The organism is Faecalibacillus intestinalis, from assembly GCF_003024685.1.
Taxonomy (GTDB): domain Bacteria; phylum Bacillota_I; class Bacilli_A; order Erysipelotrichales; family Coprobacillaceae; genus Faecalibacillus; species Faecalibacillus intestinalis.
The window spans coordinates 142,645-162,020 of record NZ_PYLQ01000001.1 but is presented as its reverse complement, the minus strand read 5'-3'; the positions used below and the strand labels follow the sequence as shown (position 1 = coordinate 162,020).

The following is a 19,376-nucleotide window of genomic DNA, read 5'->3' as shown; positions in this document are numbered from 1 at the left end:
TTCTACCTTTCCTCTATATGCTATTTCTTCTTATAATACATGTATTTACCACTTAATTGTAAATACTCTATCTGCTTCCTATTTCTAATTATATAAACTATAGTAGCAAGATCATTAATTGCTCCTAAAATTATAATACTTGAAACTAATCCTATCATTTTTAAAATCAATGGATTTGATAGTTTTACAAATATTACAAAAATCGATAATGGCAATGTAATACATAAATTAGGTAACAATAAAGTATAAAGATACTCTTTTACATTCTTTATTTCTGTGCAATGTGTTATCATTCCAAACCCCTGAAACCAAATATAAATATCTTCTTTTTTAGAAAAAGTTATTGCATGAAAGTATTCATGGACAATCATTAATAAAATTACAATAATAAAACCCAATATATCTATTAAAAATACATTTAAAATTTTTCCATTATATTTAGAAATTAATAATTTTAAGCTTTTTGTTAAAGGATATAAAATAATCAAAAAAACAAATAGATAGTCAATCCATCCAATAGCCATTTTCTCCAATCGTGATTCATCAACACTTTTTAACTGATTATTATTTTTTAAATAACCTCTAAACTTTATTGTCATAGATAACACCTCCAGCATTATTATTTCTTAACAATCCAATCACTTTCTACATTTTCTCTTATTGCATAATAACCTCGTGGCATGTCTTTTAATAAGCAAATAGAATAATCAATGTTATAAACTTCAAATAAAGAAACAATACTTGCATCTTCTATATTATGATTGCTTCCACATAAAAATTGCCACATACCGTCATCTTCATCATGACTTACATATAAAATAGGATGTCCTTCTAAAATATGACAACATACAATGCATGCTGTATTTTGTTGATCATCAAAAGGAAATGATAGTGTTTGTTTTTTCTTCGTAAAAAATCCCATAAATATGCCTCCTTAATCAAAATATGTTTTCCATTTTTCTCCTGCCTTATAAGCATCAAAACACATTTGAATTTGTTCTTCATTATTCTTTTTTGTAGCAAGTAATGAAAGATTGTCTTTTGTAAAATAATCAAAACCTATTGTTTCACTATTTTCTTTAAAAACACCACCTTCTACTTCACAAAGCATAAATATTTTACATACTTTATAAGCATAGATTGGTTGATTATGTTTTTCTCTATCTTGAATTGCAATGACATTTTTAACAACAACATCAAGTCCTGCTTCTTCTTTTACTTCCTTTATCGTATTTTCCATAACTGAGACATTGACATCACACCAACCACCAGGTAATGACCATGTTCCATTTTTCTCTTGTACAAGTAAGATTTTATCTTCTTTAAAAATAGCAGCACGTGTATCAATTTTGGGTGTTTGATACCCTACTTCATTACAAAAAAGCCCTTCTACTTGTTCTACTGGTTTATTTGAAATATCTGCCATCATCATAGCGGAAAGTTGGCGAATACGTTCATAGCGTTCTTGATCATAAACATCTTTTCCATAAGTAAGTCCGGCTTGTGCTAAACTTTGTAATTCAATAATATAATCAATCCATTTTTTATTTTTATCCATACACATTTCCTCTAATCTTTATTGATTTTATTATATCATATTTTTCTCATTGTATTTTTATTGAAAACAGATTTATAATAAAACTTACCCATAAGGAGGAAAATCAGATGAAAGAATTTCGAAACAAACTTATTGTCCATGGTTTAATGAAAATCAATGATAAATACCTTATCATTAAAAGAAGTATTATCAAAAGAGGAAAACCAAATGTATATCCTGAATATTGGGATATCCCTGGAGGTTCTGTAGAAGACTTTGAAACACCTGTAGAAGCTTTAATTAGAGAAGCCAAAGAAGAAGTTAATTTAGATGTTGAAGTAAAACAAATCATTCATGAAGACAGTAATTTTGATAAAGGTAAAAATACGATGTTTACTCGTCTTGTTTATATTTGTACTTTAAAAAATACAAATGATTATGTAATTCAATTAGATCCAGAAGAACACAGTGAATACCGTCTTATTTCTTCTTTAGATGAAATGTCTAATGAAAAAGTTGTTCCATTTTTAATTGATATCTTATCTAATAAAAATCTCTAATAGAAAATAACTCTATTAGAGATTTCTTTTATCTTTTTTTAATTGGAATCCATATTTCACAATAATAATTTTCATCCAATGTACCTTTAAGATATTTTGTTGGATCATCATAATATTCTACACAATATCCAGCAGCAAATTCATAATCTTTTAATGCCGGTAACCACTCTGTAAATATTTTAATATTTACATCTTGCAAGGCTTTAGGCATTGCGCCAACACATGGAAAAATTGCCCATTCAAATTCAGGAATAGTTTCTAACACAAAGCCTTCTGGAATAACTTGTTCTTGATAAGGATCTGCAATTAAATAATCAAAGTTTTCTTGCCCCATTTGTTTATCAATGTTAATTCCATAAACTCCTCTAACAACTTTTCCTTTGCCTGTTTGATAATGCTCTTTCCAAAAATCAGGAATGACTTTTTTAGCATTTTCATAAGCAAACGTTTTTTCATTTGCGATAACTTTAAACGCTTTTTTTCTTTCAATCTTGTAATCCATAAGATATCCTCCTTCTAAAGCTATTGTTAATTTCAGTGGAGCAAAGGATTTCAAAGTTGTATGCTTCTTACGAGCAACTGTTGGTGTTACACCATGAAAACGTGTAAAAGCTTTGGTAAAACTATCTGGCGAATCATATCCATATTTTATGGCAATATCAATAATTTTTATGTCACTTCCTGCAATTTCATTACCCGCAAGCGATAATCTTCTTTTACGAATATATTCACTAATAGTAAATCCACATAACATAGCAAATCCTTTTTGAAAATAATATTCAGAAATATGAACATATCTTGCAACATCTTTCACTGTTATATCTTCTACTAAGTGGTTTTCAATATATTGAATTGCTTTTTCAATTGCATTTACCCAATCCATATCTTTTCTCCTTTTCTCTACTGTACTTGTATTATAGTTAAGAAAAAAGATTTTCTCCCGACACTATTTGCCTTCATTTGTCTGTTTTAATTTTTCATAAGCTTCTAATAACCAAGTATGAGGCATAAGAAGTTGATGTGTTTCAAATTGATAACTTATAAACCAATAGCATCCTTTATCTAAAGAAATATTGACTGCATTTTTTAATTGCTGATAATAAGGCGGTATTCCTCCTTGATCCCAAGCAAGTTTATCTGCCAAGAAAATAATTTTATTATAATCATTTATTTCTTTTTTCAAAGTTGTATGACATTCAATTGCTGATAAAATATCTTCATCTTCAATATGAAAATAGCCATATGCAATTTCTTTAGAAATTCTTTGATGCAATAGGAAATGATATTTTTCTTCACTTGGATCTATTTGATACCCTAATTCTTTAGCATATTTATAAATATCATCTGGTGAAAGGATTGCACTGATATCATGTAACAAAGCAGCTATCATACATTTTTCAATATCTAGATGATATTGAATTGCAAGCTTTTTTGCTTCTTTGGCTACATCCTCTACATGATTCCATGTTTTTTCTTTATGATATTTTAAATAAAGATTTTTGATTTTATCGCATAATCCAATATTCATTTTATACTCCTATTTTAGATATTTAATAAAGCTATAACCTTTTTTAGAATATCCTTGTTTTTCATAAAAAATATGCGCTGTTTTTCTAGAAATCCCACTATTCAAAGTAATCGCAGCCATATTATTTGTTTTGGCATATTTTTCAACCTCTTGTATAAGATGTTTTCCAATCCCTTTGTTTTGATAATTTTTATCAACAGCAAGAGCATTTACCCTCATTATTTGTTTTGGAAGTTCAAAGACATAACTTACTTCTATTCCAATAAAACCAACAACTTTATTTTCTATACAAGCAACATTAATCAAATAATTATTTTTAATCATTTCTTCTACTCTTAAAACAAACAAACTATAATCAACTTCATACCCTAATTCATTTTTTAATAATTCATAAATAGGTTTTATATCATTTTCTTCAAATAATCTTATTTTCATATTTGCTTACCCTATTTTCTTTACCACTAATTTATTCATAGCATGAAGATGCTTAATACCATTTTCATGTTCATCATGAAATTTTTTATTTTCAAACATTAGGGTTTTCCAGTTTATATAATAATCTTTAATTTCTTCATTTTTAAAGACACCTACCATAACATCTTTTAAATCATCTGGAATAGGTTCTTCATCTGTAAATAAAGCAATAACATGATATCCATTTACATTTGTCCATTTCTTTAACAACTCTATTACTTGTGGTTGTTTTGTTTTATCAATAAATTGTAAAACACCATGAACAATTATTAAATCATAGGAATATCTAAAGGGATAATCTAACACATCACATACCCATGTATGAATATTTAAATTATTCTTTTGTTTTAAATAATCTATTTTTTCAATCGCATTTTTTGATAAATCAAATGCATCTACTTGAAAACCCAAGCTTGCAAGGTATAAAGCATGTCTTCCATCGCCACAACCCACATCAAGTATCTTTGCATCTTTCTTTAAATACGGAACAAATTCTTTAACCTCTTTACTTGGATTTCCAAATGTTGATTTTTCTTTATTTAAATATTCATCTTCCCAAAATGGTTTCATTTTTTATCTCCTTATTTCCACATCACATTCATTTTATATTTATCATCGTAAAACGATTCACTTTCTCTATCTTTTAAAGATTACATGCAGGTTCTAATAGTGTAAATGTCTTTTTATCTAAATCTAAACGGCAACGCACTCCGTAAGGGATGACAGCTATAGGAAGTGCATGCCCTATATTAGCATTATATAAAATTGGTAGCTCTGGATGATGCGCTTCTATCCCAATAATCCTTTGATAAACTTTTTTATAAATTTCATATTTTTTTCTTCGTGATGGTTTACCAACAACAATACCATTTATCACATCAAAAAGACCTTGTGCCATGAAATTTCTTAATATCCAAGCTAATTGATATTCTGACATATCTACTTCACTTGTTTCTAAAAACATAATTTTACCTTTCCATTTTTCTTTATCCGGCCATAACTCTGTTCCTAAAACCTCTATAAAAGTATCCAAACAGCCACCTAACAATTCACCTTCAACAACACCATTTCCTTGAATGACCTCATATCCATTTTCATCTTTATGATATTGTCGTAAAACATTTATATTGTTTTCATCCCATCGAATCATTTCATCATCGTCATCGTAGTAATAAGGTGCTTTGTATATTTCCAATTGTTGTACTGGTTCGAATAATGTTTTTCTCATCATTTCCAATGAATAATCATCCATTTTGACATATTCAGATAAAGTTGTTAGCACCGCTAATCCATAATAAGAAACCAACCCTGCTTTATACATCATTAAATGATTAATTGTTGTATCAGAATATCCTGTAAATACTTTAGGATGATTTCTTATAACTTCAAAATCAATATATGGAAGTAAACGAATCGTATCATCTCCACCAATCGCATTAAAAACAGCTTTTATAGAATCATCTTTAAAAGCATCCATTAAATCTTTTGCTCTTGCTTCTGGATGTTCATCAAGATATTTAATACCCTTCAACGTATTTTCCATAACAACCACTTTTAAACCAAAATCATTTTCTAATCTTTCTTTCGCGATATAATAACGATGAATAGCCCATTTTTCTCCTAAAGTTCCTGCCGATAAACTTACAATAGCTACTTTATCTCCTTTTTTTAAACGTTGAGGTTTAATCATTTTTTATCTCCTTATTTCCACATCGCATTCATATACAACTCATTTTGTTTTTCCCACTCAGTTTCATTATGATGACCTCCAGGAATTATATTGATATAGCTTGTTGCACCTTGAGATACAATATAATCATTAAACTCTTGAATATTTTTAATAAAGCGTTGTGGTCTTTTAAATTCTTCCGTTCCTAAAGACATATAAATACGTGTATCAGGATTTAAATTTTGAGGAAGATCTCTTTCTAAACGTTTTTTACATAAGCCAAAGGCTGGTGACAAACAAGCAGCTTTAGAAATATATTGGTTGTATTTGATAACTCCATAAAATGCCATCAAACCACCCATAGAACTTCCTGCAATGGCTGTACATTCTCTAAAAGGATATGTTCTATATTTTTGATCAATCATAGGTTTTAATTCATAAACAAGCCAATCTAATGTTTGAATACCTTTTCCTTGAACACGTCCAAAATAACAACTATTTAAGCTATAAGGACAATACTCACTTAATCTTTCATTTCCTTCATGATTACATTCAATCCCTACAATAATCAATTTCTTATCATAATGATTTAAAAATTCAGCTAAGCCCCATGATTTACCATAAGTAGCATCACTATCTAAAAACAAATTATGTCCATCAAACATATAAACAACCGGATATCTTTCATCACTTTGATAATAATCATTAGGTAAATAAATATGCAATGTTCTTTGACAGTTAAATGGTCTTAAATAAACATCATATTTCTCTAACATTGAAAACACCTCTTTTATAATGAAATAACTTCATCAAGATCACATTGATCTATTTGATTTTTACCACCAATAATACATATTCCACCTTTTTCTAAAGTTTCATCGATTGCTTTCGCAATTTCTAATAGCTCATCCTTATCTACATTTAAAATAGCTTCCAATTGTTCTTGTCTTGCTTTTTCATCTTTTTGATTAAAATAATACAAATCACCATATTTACCAATATTATAAGGCATCATAAGTGGCATTAATCCTGAAAGTGTGCCAATGATAAATCCCGTTAAATCATGATTTTCCTTTAAATAGTCTTTTAAAAATATTCCACATTTTTCATATTTCTTTAAAGATTCCTGACCACTAGGATCACGATAAGAATAACAACATGTAAATCCTGAAGCACGCGATACTAAACCTGTACCATAAGCACCTCCTTGTACTCTTACTACATTCCATAAATACGCTAAAGAAATAATGTTTGAAGCAAGTGGTGTTATTTTAGAAGTCTCTAATAGATAACCTCCTTTAGAGGCATAAGCAATATCTGAAGGAATTATAATTCCTTCTTTTTTAATAGAAAAAGGTTTGATGATTGCTTTTTCTAAAGCATCAGAGATTTTTAATGTTTCTTTTAAATAAAGAACTTGTTTTTCTAAGTTTGTATCATCATTTCCAGTAAAAGATAAAGTTAAACGATTATAGAAACAAACATTTTGATAAACACTTTCTAATTTTTGTTTTAAAGCAACAAAATCAAAATGATCATCTAATTCTTTTAACCATTTATAATAAGCAATTCCACTACTATATTCATCAATAACACCCGAAGAACTTACCATCGCTAAAACTCTTTTCATAGATAAACTATGTCCTGACATAGTAATCGCTTGTTTTAATGAAATAATACGTTGTTTTAAAATATCACGAATCATTTTTTCTTGATCAAAAACAGATTCTTGTAAGATTTCAACAAGAAGTTGTAAAGCTCCTTTTTCATTTTCTTCTAAAGTAGAAAATGAAGCTTTGAAGTAAACTTGATTTTCTTTATTAGTTGTTTCATATGTATTAATAGAATAATTCATTGTTCCACAAAGAAGTCGAATCTTTGTAGAAAGATCTTTAGCACTATGTTTTGTTGTAGCGACATTTCCTAATAAGGAACATATAAAAGATAAGGTACTAATTTGATCTAAATCTAAATGATCTATATTAAAATAAAGAGCATAATAATAAATACCATTGGTTTCTGTTGGATGTTTTAAAACTTTGCATCCTTCTAAATCTATCAACTTTGAAGGAATCTTTTGTACTTTTGCTTCAATATCTTCAAGATTTAATTTTGGTAAAGTATTTAAGTTTTCTAAAGTGTCTGGTGCTTGTTGGAAAGCATCTAATTGTTTTTGTTCTATTTGTAATTGTTGTTTTTGAACATCTGTCATAGAATTTAAAACATTTGTTAATGTCTTTTCTTTTTTTTCACGACGAATCTTTCCTAACTCTTTTGAAGGTTTTAAAACAATTTCACAACTATGATTATTTTCTAAAAGAACTTCTTTGATAAGATTTTCAAAATACCCTTCATTTACTTTCTTTTTCAAATCATCAAAGATCTTTCCATATTCTAAATGGGCTTCTGGTTTTCCTCCATAAAGCCAGCTTTCTAACACTTGAAATCCGAAAATAATTCCTTGAGGATAACCACCAAAATTTCTTTCTTTTAAATTTAATTCTAAATAAGCAAGTGTTGCATCAAGTTGTTGACGATCAATACCTTTCTTAATCAATGTTTGAAGCGTATCAAAAACAATTTCTTTAACTTGATCTAAGTTTTCTTCTTTTATATGATCAACTTCTAATTGACACCAATTTTGTAATTCACCATCATTAATTGCTAAATAAACATTTTCAGCAAGTCCTTTTTCTAAAAGCACTTTATTTAAAACTGCCTGGTTATCACCACATAAAACATCACTTAATACTTGCATTGCAATAACTTTTTCATAGTCTTGATAACTTCCAATCACATTTCCCCATGCCATGCGATATTTATTTTCAGCGTTTTCTTCTTCCCCTATTTCATAATCTACCACTCGTCTAGAAACTTGAACAGGTTGTTGATAAATTGGTCCTTCTATTGGTAAATTAGCTTCCATTGATGAAAGATATTCTTGATTTAAAAGTTCTAAAACATCATCAAGTGGGACATCTCCATCTAAAAAGACAAAGGCATTCGAAGGATGATAATATTTTTGATAAGTTTGGATAAATTGTTCATAGGTTAAACCGGTAATAGCTTCAGGATCACCTCCTGAAACATATTGATAACAGTTGTCTTTAAATAAAGCTCGATTCAACGCATTCATCATAATTTCACGAGGACTTGAAAAAGCCCCTTTCATTTCATTTAAAACAACCCCTTTATAAGTTGGGCTTTCTGTAGCTTCAATATGCCAGCCTTCTTGTAAAAATATTTCTTTTTTATTTAAAATCAAAGGATTGAAAACTGCATCTAAATAAACTTTTGTTAGATTCATAAAATCTTGATTATTTCTAGATGAAATAGGATAAAAGGTTTTATCTTCAAAGGTCAAGGCATTTAAAAAAGTGCTCATTGAACTTTTCATTAATTCTACAAAAGGTTCTTTAACAGGGTATTTTTTAGAACCACATAAGACCGAATGTTCTAAAATATGAAAAACCCCACTATCATCACTTGGTAAGGTTTTAAACGCAATACCAAATGTTTTATTTTCTTCATCACGTTTTAACCAAGCAAGTTTTAAATGGGTTTTTATATGTTCCATTTCATACATTGTTGCATTAAGTTCACTGACTTCTACCCTTTTTTTAACGACAAAGCCATGTTTTGATTCATTTATTTTCATTGTACTACCTCATTTCTTTACACCTTATTTTACCTTTGAATAGACATTTTGTAAACGAAGACAATATTTTAGTAAACATTGATTTCAAATTTACTAAATGATAAAATAGCTATAGAATGGAGGTTTTTATGGCAACAATAAAAGATATTGCTGAATTAGCGAAAGTATCCAGCGCCAGTGTTTCGCGTATTTTAAATAATGACCCTACTTTGTCTGTTCCTAAAGAAACAAGACAACGTGTCCTTGATGCAGCTAATCAGCTTGGTTATAAAAAGAAAAATAAAAAAGTCTATGATACAGTGATGACATTAGGAATCATTCAATGGATATCTCCTATTGAAGAATCCAATGATCCTTATTATTTAAGTATTCGTCAAGGAGTAGAAGAATATTGTTTTAAAAACAAGATTGCTATCAAACGTGTTTTTAAAACAGATGTTGATTATTTAAATCAATTAGAAGATATTCAAGGTTTAGTTTGTATTGGAAAATATAGTCAAGAAGATATTGAAACTTATAAAAAGATATGTTCAAATGTTATTTTTTTAGATATGAATATTGATCCTATTCATGAATGTTGTATTTTACTTGATTTTAAAAATGCAGTTAAAGATGTGGTTTCTTATTTAAGTCAAAAACATACTTCAATTGCTTATTTAGGTGGTAAAGAAATAATTCATGATAAGCTCTATCATGATCAAAGAAAAGAATATTTTGAACGCTATTGTAAAGAATACAACATTGATTATTTCATAAGCGAAGAAACGTTTTCAATTGAATCTGGTTTTAATATGACTTATGAACTTATTAAAAACAAGAAACTTCCTTCCGCCATTTTTGCGGCAAGCGATCCTATCGCCATTGGTGTCATGCGTGCTTTAAAACAATATGACATCAAAATACCAGAGGAGGTATCGATTATTGGTTTTGATAATATTGAAACAACCAATTATACCGATCCACCGCTTACAACAGTCTTTGCGCCAACATTTGATATGGGCTTTATGGCAGCTAGACAACTCTTTGATGCTTTTAAACATAATGAAAATATTTCACCAATCAAAATTCTTTTACCTTGTTTTTTAATCGAAAGAAATTCGTGTATTTAAAAATCTCTAGATTTTCTCTAGAGATTTTTTATCACTTCAAATTTATAAGATGTTTTTTCGTCATAAGTGTCGCCTGCTTTTAAAATCGTACTTGGGTTTTCTTCTAGATGAATCGCATCCGGCATATTTTGTGTTTCAATACAAATGGCATCACGGGCATTGTAATGTTGTCCATATTTACCAAGACGTCCATCTAAATAATTTGCTGTATAGATTTGTGCTTGTGGTAAAGTCGTTGAAACGGTTAATTTTCTTCCTGTTTTTTCATGAACTAATTCAACTTGGTTTTCTTTTGTATTAAAGATCATTGGATGATCAAATCCTTTACCAAGTTGTAATTGTTCATCATCATTATCGACACGATCTCCAATATAAGCAAATTCATTGAAATCAAAGGATGTTCCCTTGACATCTTTTATTTCACCTGTAGGAAGTCCATCAGGATCAATGCAAGCAAAACGATCAGCGTGAACTTTTAATAAATGTTGATACACATTTTCTTTTTTGCCAGATAAGTTAAAATACGAATGATTCGTAATATTAATAAGCGTATCTTTCGAAGTAGTTGCATGATAATGCATGGTAAGTGTATCTCCTTCAAGTGAATAAATTGCTTTAAAATCTAACTCACCAGGATATCCTTCTTCCCCATCTTTAGAAACATAATGGAATTCAACACTTGTTTCATCAAGCACTTGATAATCAAATACTTGATAAGAAAAGCCTTTGATTCCTCCATGTAAGGAGTTAGGTCCATTATTAATTGGTAAATGATAAGTTTGACCGTTTAATTCAAAAGTTCCTTTTTTAATACGATTAGCTACTCTTCCAACAAGCGCCCCAATATAGGCATCTAATGTTTGATAAGATTTAAAATCATCATATCCTAAAACCACATCATCAACATTTCCTGCTTGATCTTTCATCAACACTTTAACAAGCGTACATCCATAATTAGAAACAACAACTTCTAATTCATCATTTTTGATTGTAATTAAATCAATATTATTTTCTACTTTCTCAATTTTAATCATCTTAAAGTACCTTCATTCCACCAAATTTTCTTACTTTTAAAACATGACAAGAACCTTCACCAAAATACTTTTCAATTTCTTCTTTATAATGATCAACGTATTCATCTTCTACAAAGGCTTGGATTGTTCCCGCAAATCCTCCCCCATGAACACGACATACACCATGGTTTTCTAAAATACCTTCTGATAAAGCAAGGGCTAAAGAAACAGCTTGATTATCTGGATATTTATTTGAATAAACGTTTTGTAAGTATTTATATGAAGAATCTCCTGAATTTTTAATAACTTGTCTAAACGTATCAAAATCATTATTTTTTAAAGAAGATACTGCTTTTTCCACACGTTTATTTTCATTAAATAAATGAATTGCTCTTAAAATCGCACGATCTCCCACTTCTTTTCTTACTTCTACTAATTGATTATAAAAATCTTTTTCATCTACTTCTCTTAAAACTTCTTTGCCAAAGAATTGAGCTACTTTTTTCATTTCATAAGGAACAGCTGCATAATCATCTGTTAAATCTGCATGAGAGGCATGGACATCTACGATACATAAACTATGTTTAAATGAAGAAAACTCAACATCTACTTTTTCGACAACAGGTTTACTATTATCCTTAAAATCAATATGAATCAAACTTCCTACTGAACAAGCACTTTGATCCATTAAACCACATGGTTTTCCAAAATATACATTTTCACTATATTGTCCCACTTGTCCAATCACGACAGGATCGACTTTCATTTCATTATAAAGACCTGAAAGAATAGTTCCAATCATGACTTCAAAGGCTGCTGATGAAGATAACCCTGAACCTTGTAAAACATCACTTGTCATATAGCCGTTAAATCCACCAATGTCATAACCTAATTCTTTAAAACGAGCAAGAACGCCTCTCATTAATCCTTCAGATGTTCCTACTTCATTTTCATTTTTCGATAAATCATCTAAAGAAATAGGTTTTAAATCATAATCATCTGATAAAACTTTCACCACATCATTTTTAGAAACAACCGCAATAATATCTAAATTGATGGCTGCCGCTAAAACTTCACCATTTTGATGATCCGTATGATTTCCGCTCACTTCACTTCTTCCTGGTGTACTATAGATTTCAATTTCCTGATCTCCATAAAGTGAAATAAATTTTTCAATGGCTTCTACATATCTTTGAGGTTGTTTTTCAATACGATTTTCATCAATATAGACTACTTTTAAAATATCATTATAACTTCCTTCTTGAATTTCTTTAATCACTAAACTTGCTTTTTTCATTATTTTTCTCCTACCATTTCTACAAATTTAATAAAAGCTTCTTTTCCTTCTTCATTCATTTTAAAGACACCTGCATCTTCTAATACATTAACGAATTTATGTGTTAATTCTTCTTTAAGTAATTGATCCACTGTATCTTCATTAAAATCATGACTCTTTAATTCATTATACCACGCCACATGTTTTTGCATATTTGAAATTTCTAAAATATTCTTTTTTCCTAATAAACATTCTTTTAAAATTTCTAATTCTTCTTTTAATCTTGCTGGTAAAACCGCAAGTCCCATGACTTCAATTAAACCAATATTTTCTTTTTTAATATGATGTAAATTTTGATGAGGATGGAAAATACCATCAGGATATTTTTCACTTGTTCGATTGTTTCTTAAAACAAGATCCATTTCATACAATCCATTTTTCTTTCTTACAATTGGAGTAATGGTATTATGTCTTGTTTCATGGCTATAAGCGATAATATCCAATTTTTCATGAGAATAATTGATCCATTTATTTAAAGTATCTAAGGCAAATCGAATCATTTGTTCATCATTTGTTGAACGTACACGAATGGTTGATAAAGGCCAATTTAAAACACTGATTTGTAAATCAGGATATTTATCTAAAGAAATATCTTTAACAACTGTTGCTTCTTCTATTGGGAAGTTATAATGTCCTCCTTGATAGTGGTCATGTGTTAAAATAGATCCTCCTACAATTGGTAAATCTGCATTTGAACCTAACATATAATGTGGAAATTGTTTAACAAATGAAAATAATGATCTAAACGTATTTTCATTAATGACCATTGGTTGATGGTTTTCATTAAAAATAATGCAATGTTCATTATAATAAACATAAGGTGAATATTGCATGTAATAGCGATGTCCATTTAACGTTAACGGAATAATACGATGATTTTGTCTTGCGGGATGATTAAAATTTCCTGCAAAGCCCACATTTTCTTTACATAAAAGACATTTTGGATAACCACTAGCTTTGATTGTCTTTGCCTTCATAATTTCTTTTGGATCTTTTTCTGGTTTAGATAAATTAATGGTAATTTCAATATCACCATATTTATAAAATTGTTTGAAACGAATATTTTTATCTGTTCTTGTTTTTCGAATATAATTCGATGCAATAGATAAATCATAGAAATACTTTGTTGCTTTTTTAGAATCTTCTTTATAATACTCTTTAAATGTTTGAATCACTTCACTTGGACGAGGCATTAAACAATTCATAATGCGTGTATCAAAAAGATCTCGTTCTGTAATATTATTTTCAATGAGGCCTTCTTGACAAGCATAATCTAACATTTCTTCTAAAATATCTGTCGCCACTTCTAATTTTTCATTAATTTCTTCTTTAGTAAAATGATCTAAATGAAATAAATCTAATAATAAGTTCACTGCATAAATTTCATCATCTTCACTAATTAAATGATGTTGTAAACCAAAATGAATAAGTCGATTAATTTGATGATTCATTTTATTCTTTCCTCCGCTTTCTTTCTATACTTATTGTATCATTTTAGTAAATAATGTCAAATAATTTTACTAATTTTAGTAAATGTTTTACTAATTTATTGACTATGTTTTACTAAAAGTATAGAATAAAGTCATCAAGGAGGACTAAAAATGAGTGTTTTAGTATTAGGAGGAGCTGGTTATATAGGCTCTCATACAGTTTATGCATTAATCGAAAAAGGAGAAGATGTTGTTATCGTTGATAATCTGCAAACAGGTTTTAAACAATTGATTCATCCTAAAGCAAAATTTTATCAAGGAGATCTACGTGATAAGGAATTTTTAAATAATGTCTTTGAAAAAGAAGACATTAAAGGTGTTATTCATTTTGCAGCAAATTCTTTAGTTGGAGTAAGCATGAAAGAACCACTTGAATATTACAACAACAATGTTTATGGCATGATTTGTTTATTAGAAGTTATGAAAGAACATGGTGTTAAATATATTGTTTTTTCATCTACTGCGGCCACTTATGGTGAACCTAAACAGATTCCAATCACAGAAAGTGATAAAACAAATCCTACAAATACCTACGGGGAAACAAAATTAGCAATGGAAAAGATGATGAAGTGGTGCGATCAAGCTTATGGCATGAAATATGTTGCTTTACGTTATTTTAACGCTTGTGGTGCTCATGAAAATTGTCTAATTGGTGAATTACATAACCCTGAAACCCATTTAATCCCATTAATTTTACAAGTACCATTAAAAAAACGTGAAACAATTTATGTTTTTGGAAATGATTATGATACAAAAGATGGAACATGTATTCGTGATTATATTCATGTAAATGACCTAGCAGATGCACATATTAGAGCTTTAAATTATTTATATCAAGGAAATCCAAGTCAAACATTTAATTTAGGAAATGGTGAAGGCTATTCTGTTTTAGAAATTATCAACGCTGCCAAAGAAGTGACTCAACTTCCAATCCATGTCACAATGGCACCTCGTCGAGCTGGTGATCCCGCTAAATTAGTTGCTGATAATTCTAAGGCTAAAGAAATTTTAGGTTGGCATCCTCAATACACTGATATTAAACAAATTATTCAAACAGCATGGAATTTCCATTTAAAAAACAGTAAATAAAATGAACTATACCTCCAAGTTAGTAACTTTGGAGGTTTTTATTTTGAAATATACTAAAGAATTTAAAATAGAATAGGTACTTTTCAATCCATTTATAACGTGCATGAATCAAGTATCAAAATAAGCAAGACCAACACAAGTGACACAAACAAAATAAGGAAAACCAAGACTGTATAACATCCTCATTTTCCTTTTAATTAAAATACCCGGAGGTATTATAAAAGTTCTTTAAAATCATCGATTACTTTTATAACTCCAGGCATTTTTTCATATTCTTTTTTATTATTTGCAGAATTTACAACAATAATTTGTCTACATCCTGCTTGATAAGCATTTTCTATACCACTTTTAGAATCTTCAACAATTAAACAATCTTTAATATTAACATTCAATTTTAAAGCGGCATCTTTAAACATCGCTATTTTATTTTGATATGTTCCATTATCATAAATAATATCATCTACTTTCATCCACTTATCTAAATGAAATGATTCAACAAAAAAATCAATATTTTCTTTAATAGATGCACTAGCTATTGTAAAAGGAATTTTTTGTTCTTTAAGTTGTTTAAAATAATCATAGCTTCCTTCAACTAGATGGAATGTAGCTTGATCTTCTTTACAAAATTGTCGATAGTATTTCTCTTTTAATTTTGAATAATAGTCAATATCTTCTTTTGTTGCTTGGTTATTTTTCATGTATTGGATTATTTTTTGATTAGGAACTCCATTAAAATGTTTATGAAGTTCCTCATCTGTAATATCTTTATTTCTTAATAGCCTTGATATCGCACCCCAGGCTTTGACATGTTTATCGTTATCAAAAAACAACGTTCCGTTAAAATCAAAGATAACACCTTTTATCATTAAAACAATTCCTTTGTTTGTGAAATGTATTTATACCAATAAGCTGAAGCTTTTGGATATCTTTTTTGCGTTTTATAATCAATATAAAATAATCCATATCTTTTATTATAACCATTTGTCCAAGAAAACATATCCATCAATGACCATATAAAATATCCTTTAACATTAACACCCGCTTCAATCGCTTTTAACAAGTAATAAAGATGTCTTCTTACATAATCAATACGTGGTGTATCATCAATAATACCATCTTCAAAATCATCTTTATAACCCATTCCATTTTCAGTAATATAAATTGCTTTATATTGTGGATATTGTTGTTTAATACGCACAAGCATATCAAACATACTTTCAGGATGAATCAACCAATCCCAATCTGTACGATCAATACCTTCTTTATTCATTCTTTCTCCTACACCTTTTAAGCGGAAACGAGAAGTTCCTTTTTCCCCTGTACCGTTATGATAGATATCATTTTCACCATCGTAAGCTTGGATAAAACGGCTTTGATAATAATTCATTCCTAAATAGTCATTTTCTTTAGCGGCTTTTTTCATAATTTCTAAATCAGATTCTTCAATATCTAGCATTCCTTGATTAAGGGCACATAATTTTTGTGCAATTTTTAAAGTTTCATCACTGTAATATCCTAAAAAAGTGGCATCTAATAAGAATTGATTTTGTAAAACATCTTCATTTTTCGCTGCAATAATATCTTCTAATTTATTTTCATTATAAGGATATTTATATTCTAACGATTGAACAATTCCTATCTTTCCTTTATAGTCACCTTTTTTATAAGCTAATACTGCTTTACTGTGAGCAAGCATCATATAGTGCATTGATTGAAATGCTTTTGTCATATTATACTTTTCTCCATTTGGAAAAGTTCCTTCAATATACTGATTTGTACAAACTGCCCAAATTTCATTAAAAGTAAACCAATAGGTTACTTCATCTTTATATTCTTCAAAACAATAACTTGCATATTTTTCAAAAGCATCAACTGTTTCTTTATTTAAAAAATCACCTTTTTGAAATAAAGTATTTGGTGTATCAAAATGATGTAATGTAACAAATGGTTCTACCCCTTTTTTATGACATTCTTTAAATAATTGATGATAGAAATCAACACCTTGTTGATTGATTTTTCCTGTACCATCAGGAAAAATACGACTCCAGGCAATAGAAATACGTATACCATTAATTCCAAACATCTTACATAATTTTAAATCAACAGGATATTGGTGATAAAAATCACTTGCTGGATTTGCTTGAAAACGACCTTTTTCTGCCAAAAAGTCATCCCAAGCAACTTTTCCTTTCCCATACTCTCTTGTACTTCCTTCACATTGATAGGCTGCTGTAGCCCCACCAAAAATAAAATCATTTGCAAATCTCATCATTATTCCCCCATAATCTTAAACACAAATTCTAAAGCACCTTTTGGATTACGTGTTAAATCAATATATTGTTTTCCTTCACAAGCAATACATTTAACACCCATACGATCTGCATCTTTCTTTAAATCTTCGTAATAAGAAGCTACTTGTGGAGCTAAAATAACAAGGTCATAATCACCCATAATATCTAAATGTGCTCCATAAGAACCGGCAGCTGTAACTAATGGAATTCCTTCTTCTTTAGCACCTTTAGCAAGGGCATTGGCAAGTAAACCGCTTGTTCCACCACCAGCACATAATACAAGAATTTTTTTAGAATCTAATACTTTTCCATCAACTTCAACACTGTCATCTTCTTTTACTTCAAAGTGATTGTTTTTTTCTTCTTCTAATTTTTGATTATCATAAACTTTAAAGAATGGATAATAAATAACAAAATCCATTACTAAAACGATCACCAAGAAAATAACAGGTAATAATTTAATACCACATCCAAGTATAATTCCAAGAGGTCCTGGTGTTGTCCAAGGAAGCGTATAGATGAAACCATCCATATTAAAAACATCTACAAAGATTTTAAATAACCAAACATTAGCGATTGGAGCAAAAATAAATGGTACAAAGAATACTGGATTTAAAACAATTGGTGCCCCAAACAAGAAAGGTTCATTAACATTAAATAGTACTGGAATCGAACTTGCTTTTCCAATTGCTTTTAATTCTTTTGATTTAGCAAGGAAAGCAAACATCAAACAGATAACAAGAGTTGCTCCTGTACCCCCTAAACAAACAACAAAATATTGTGCTCCTAAAGTTAAAACTTTATCAGCATGTTGTCCTGCTTGAACAGCAGCTAAATTGGTAGACATATTTAAAACTAATGCTGCTGAAATTGCTGGCTCTACAATTGATGGTCCATGAACGCCAATAAACCAGAATAAAGACATTGCTCCATAAATAAGTGCTAAACCGACATAACCATCTGCGGCTGAAAATAGTGGTTGGAATACTTGAATAACCCCTTTAGCAAAACAAATACCTGTAGCCATTCTAAAAAGATAATCAAATAGCCAAATAATAATCATTGAAAAAGCAAATGGAATAACATCTTTAAATGTTTGAGATAAATTTGGTGGTACTTGTTCAGGCATTTTGATCGTAATATTACGTTTAATACAGAATTTATAAATACCCCCTACAACAAAAGCTGTCATAAAGGCTGTAAGTAACCCTTTTGAGCCCATAAATTCACTTGCAAAGCCACCTTCTAAAGCATCACTACTTAAAATTAGAAAACCACAAATGGCACAAATCATTGTTGAAATACTATTAATTTGGTTATTCGCTGGCATTTCACGGTTTAAAGTATCTGTAAAATGCTTTGTCGTTGTTGCTGCTACAGCAATCGCTAAGATTCCCATAGAATAGTTGTAAGGTTTCATAATGATTGTTTCTATTTCTTTTGACCAATAAAAACCAAAAACATTTGGAACATAAGCAATTAAAAGAAAGATACTTGAAAATAAAATAATTGGCATACTTGAAATAAAACCATCTTTAATTGCTTTTAAATACTTATTTCTTGCCACTTTATCAAAAAATGGTTTCATTTTTTCAATTGGCTTAATAATTGCATCCATACAC

General features: G+C 29.2%; 19 protein-coding genes. 3 read left to right on the top strand and 16 right to left on the bottom strand.

Going from position 1 to position 19,376, the window contains the following annotated elements; all coding sequences use genetic code 11:
* Positions 1 to 20 precede the first annotated feature (20 nt).
* From C7U54_RS00825 to C7U54_RS00815, 3 genes are read right to left on the bottom strand one after another with little or no spacing between them, the layout of a single operon-like run.
* Positions 21 to 599 carry a DUF3267 domain-containing protein gene (locus C7U54_RS00825; RefSeq protein ID WP_158570107.1) on the bottom strand — a complete coding sequence of 193 codons (579 nt, stop codon included), beginning with the start codon at positions 597 to 599 and terminating at the stop codon, positions 21 to 23.
* Between the two features lie 20 nt (positions 600 to 619).
* A complete protein-coding gene (locus C7U54_RS00820; protein ID WP_106986921.1) occupies positions 620 to 922 on the bottom strand; it encodes a hypothetical protein in 303 nt (100 codons plus the stop codon).
* A 12-nt stretch (positions 923 to 934) separates the two neighbouring features.
* A complete protein-coding gene (locus C7U54_RS00815) occupies positions 935 to 1,558 on the bottom strand; it encodes an NUDIX hydrolase N-terminal domain-containing protein (protein ID WP_107028954.1) in 624 nt (207 codons plus the stop codon).
* A gap of 107 nt (positions 1,559 to 1,665) precedes the next feature.
* Between C7U54_RS00815 and C7U54_RS00810 the strand changes: the two genes are divergently transcribed.
* Positions 1,666 to 2,097 (top strand): NUDIX hydrolase, encoded by a 432-nt coding sequence (locus C7U54_RS00810; RefSeq protein WP_107028953.1) that lies wholly within the window; start codon positions 1,666 to 1,668, stop codon positions 2,095 to 2,097.
* A gap of 28 nt (positions 2,098 to 2,125) precedes the next feature.
* Here the strand turns inward: C7U54_RS00810 and C7U54_RS00805 are convergent, their stop codons facing one another.
* The 7 genes from C7U54_RS00805 to C7U54_RS00775 form a co-directional block, all read right to left on the bottom strand.
* A complete protein-coding gene (locus C7U54_RS00805) occupies positions 2,126 to 2,980 on the bottom strand; it encodes an AraC family transcriptional regulator (RefSeq protein WP_107028952.1) in 855 nt (284 codons plus the stop codon).
* Positions 2,981 to 3,043: 63 nt separating this feature from the next.
* Entirely contained in the window at positions 3,044 to 3,625 is a 582-nt protein-coding gene (gene yqeK, locus C7U54_RS00800; protein ID WP_107028951.1) for a bis(5'-nucleosyl)-tetraphosphatase (symmetrical) YqeK, read from the bottom strand.
* A 9-nt stretch (positions 3,626 to 3,634) separates the two neighbouring features.
* A complete protein-coding gene (locus tag C7U54_RS00795; RefSeq protein ID WP_107028950.1) occupies positions 3,635 to 4,060 on the bottom strand; it encodes a GNAT family N-acetyltransferase in 426 nt (141 codons plus the stop codon).
* Positions 4,061 to 4,066: 6 nt separating this feature from the next.
* On the bottom strand, positions 4,067 to 4,669 hold the full coding sequence (locus C7U54_RS00790; RefSeq protein ID WP_107028949.1) for a methyltransferase domain-containing protein: 603 nt from the start codon (positions 4,667 to 4,669) through the stop codon (positions 4,067 to 4,069).
* Between the two features lie 73 nt (positions 4,670 to 4,742).
* Positions 4,743 to 5,789 carry a S66 family peptidase gene (locus C7U54_RS00785; RefSeq protein WP_107028948.1) on the bottom strand — a complete coding sequence of 349 codons (1,047 nt, stop codon included), beginning with the start codon at positions 5,787 to 5,789 and terminating at the stop codon, positions 4,743 to 4,745.
* An 11-nt stretch (positions 5,790 to 5,800) separates the two neighbouring features.
* Entirely contained in the window at positions 5,801 to 6,544 is a 744-nt protein-coding gene (locus C7U54_RS00780; protein ID WP_107028947.1) for an alpha/beta hydrolase, read from the bottom strand.
* A 14-nt stretch (positions 6,545 to 6,558) separates the two neighbouring features.
* Positions 6,559 to 9,426 (bottom strand): insulinase family protein, encoded by a 2,868-nt coding sequence (locus C7U54_RS00775; protein ID WP_107028946.1) that lies wholly within the window; start codon positions 9,424 to 9,426, stop codon positions 6,559 to 6,561.
* Between the two features lie 128 nt (positions 9,427 to 9,554).
* Here C7U54_RS00775 and C7U54_RS00770 point away from each other — a divergent pair, with 128 nt between their 5' ends.
* Entirely contained in the window at positions 9,555 to 10,535 is a 981-nt protein-coding gene (locus C7U54_RS00770) for a LacI family DNA-binding transcriptional regulator (RefSeq protein ID WP_107028945.1), read from the top strand.
* 17 nt (positions 10,536 to 10,552) lie between these two features.
* Here C7U54_RS00770 and C7U54_RS00765 read toward each other — a convergent pair whose 3' ends face one another.
* The 3 genes from C7U54_RS00765 to C7U54_RS00755 are packed head-to-tail and all read right to left on the bottom strand — an operon-like array spanning position 10,553 to position 14,335.
* The gene (locus C7U54_RS00765; RefSeq protein WP_022002845.1) at positions 10,553 to 11,569 is read right to left on the bottom strand and encodes an aldose epimerase family protein; all 1,017 of its coding nucleotides are present in this window, start codon (positions 11,567 to 11,569) and stop codon (positions 10,553 to 10,555) included.
* A 1-nt stretch (position 11,570) separates the two neighbouring features.
* The gene (locus C7U54_RS00760; RefSeq protein ID WP_107028944.1) at positions 11,571 to 12,845 is read right to left on the bottom strand and encodes a galactokinase; all 1,275 of its coding nucleotides are present in this window, start codon (positions 12,843 to 12,845) and stop codon (positions 11,571 to 11,573) included.
* Positions 12,845 to 14,335: a UDP-glucose--hexose-1-phosphate uridylyltransferase gene (locus C7U54_RS00755; protein ID WP_107028943.1), complete on the bottom strand. Its 1,491-nt coding sequence runs from the start codon at positions 14,333 to 14,335 to the stop codon at positions 12,845 to 12,847. The genes C7U54_RS00760 and C7U54_RS00755 overlap by 1 nt, the downstream gene beginning before the upstream one ends.
* 150 nt (positions 14,336 to 14,485) lie before the next feature.
* Here C7U54_RS00755 and galE point away from each other — a divergent pair, with 150 nt between their 5' ends.
* Entirely contained in the window at positions 14,486 to 15,463 is a 978-nt protein-coding gene (gene galE / locus C7U54_RS00750) for a UDP-glucose 4-epimerase GalE (protein ID WP_107028942.1), read from the top strand.
* A gap of 215 nt (positions 15,464 to 15,678) precedes the next feature.
* Here the strand turns inward: galE and C7U54_RS00745 are convergent, their stop codons facing one another.
* From C7U54_RS00745 to C7U54_RS00735, 3 genes are read right to left on the bottom strand one after another with little or no spacing between them, the layout of a single operon-like run.
* Positions 15,679 to 16,329, bottom strand: a complete 651-nt coding sequence (locus C7U54_RS00745; RefSeq protein ID WP_107028941.1) for an HAD family hydrolase — start codon at positions 16,327 to 16,329, stop codon at positions 15,679 to 15,681.
* Complete coding sequence (lacG, locus tag C7U54_RS00740; protein WP_193448595.1) at positions 16,329 to 17,735, bottom strand: 6-phospho-beta-galactosidase; 1,407 nt, start codon at positions 17,733 to 17,735, stop codon at positions 16,329 to 16,331. The genes C7U54_RS00745 and lacG overlap by 1 nt, the downstream gene beginning before the upstream one ends.
* The gene (locus C7U54_RS00735) at positions 17,735 to 19,372 is read right to left on the bottom strand and encodes a PTS lactose transporter subunit IIBC (protein ID WP_107028939.1); all 1,638 of its coding nucleotides are present in this window, start codon (positions 19,370 to 19,372) and stop codon (positions 17,735 to 17,737) included. The genes lacG and C7U54_RS00735 overlap by 1 nt, the downstream gene beginning before the upstream one ends.
* Positions 19,373 to 19,376: the final 4 nt, after the last annotated feature.

Excerpts from the sequence above, each read along its gene's own strand:
- C7U54_RS00805 (WP_107028952.1), bottom strand. The coding sequence starts at position 2,980 with ATGGATTGGGTAAATGCAATTGAAAAAGCAATTCAATATATTGAAAAC.
- C7U54_RS00790 (WP_107028949.1), bottom strand. The coding sequence starts at position 4,669 with ATGAAACCATTTTGGGAAGATGAATATTTAAATAAAGAAAAATCAACA.
- C7U54_RS00760 (WP_107028944.1), bottom strand. The coding sequence starts at position 12,845 with ATGAAAAAAGCAAGTTTAGTGATTAAAGAAATTCAAGAAGGAAGTTAT.
- C7U54_RS00820 (WP_106986921.1), bottom strand. The coding sequence starts at position 922 with ATGGGATTTTTTACGAAGAAAAAACAAACACTATCATTTCCTTTTGAT.
- C7U54_RS00770 (WP_107028945.1), top strand. The coding sequence starts at position 9,555 with ATGGCAACAATAAAAGATATTGCTGAATTAGCGAAAGTATCCAGCGCC.
- C7U54_RS00780 (WP_107028947.1), bottom strand. The coding sequence starts at position 6,544 with ATGTTAGAGAAATATGATGTTTATTTAAGACCATTTAACTGTCAAAGA.
- C7U54_RS00810 (WP_107028953.1), top strand. The coding sequence starts at position 1,666 with ATGAAAGAATTTCGAAACAAACTTATTGTCCATGGTTTAATGAAAATC.
- lacG (WP_193448595.1), bottom strand. The coding sequence starts at position 17,735 with ATGATGAGATTTGCAAATGATTTTATTTTTGGTGGGGCTACAGCAGCC.
- yqeK (WP_107028951.1), bottom strand. The coding sequence starts at position 3,625 with ATGAATATTGGATTATGCGATAAAATCAAAAATCTTTATTTAAAATAT.
- C7U54_RS00755 (WP_107028943.1), bottom strand. The coding sequence starts at position 14,335 with ATGAATCATCAAATTAATCGACTTATTCATTTTGGTTTACAACATCAT.
- C7U54_RS00775 (WP_107028946.1), bottom strand. The coding sequence starts at position 9,426 with ATGAAAATAAATGAATCAAAACATGGCTTTGTCGTTAAAAAAAGGGTA.
- C7U54_RS00765 (WP_022002845.1), bottom strand. The coding sequence starts at position 11,569 with ATGATTAAAATTGAGAAAGTAGAAAATAATATTGATTTAATTACAATC.
- C7U54_RS00825 (WP_158570107.1), bottom strand. The coding sequence starts at position 599 with ATGACAATAAAGTTTAGAGGTTATTTAAAAAATAATAATCAGTTAAAA.
- C7U54_RS00735 (WP_107028939.1), bottom strand. The coding sequence starts at position 19,372 with ATGGATGCAATTATTAAGCCAATTGAAAAAATGAAACCATTTTTTGAT.
- galE (WP_107028942.1), top strand. The coding sequence starts at position 14,486 with ATGAGTGTTTTAGTATTAGGAGGAGCTGGTTATATAGGCTCTCATACA.
- C7U54_RS00815 (WP_107028954.1), bottom strand. The coding sequence starts at position 1,558 with ATGGATAAAAATAAAAAATGGATTGATTATATTATTGAATTACAAAGT.
- C7U54_RS00745 (WP_107028941.1), bottom strand. The coding sequence starts at position 16,329 with ATGATAAAAGGTGTTATCTTTGATTTTAACGGAACGTTGTTTTTTGAT.
- C7U54_RS00785 (WP_107028948.1), bottom strand. The coding sequence starts at position 5,789 with ATGATTAAACCTCAACGTTTAAAAAAAGGAGATAAAGTAGCTATTGTA.
- C7U54_RS00795 (WP_107028950.1), bottom strand. The coding sequence starts at position 4,060 with ATGAAAATAAGATTATTTGAAGAAAATGATATAAAACCTATTTATGAA.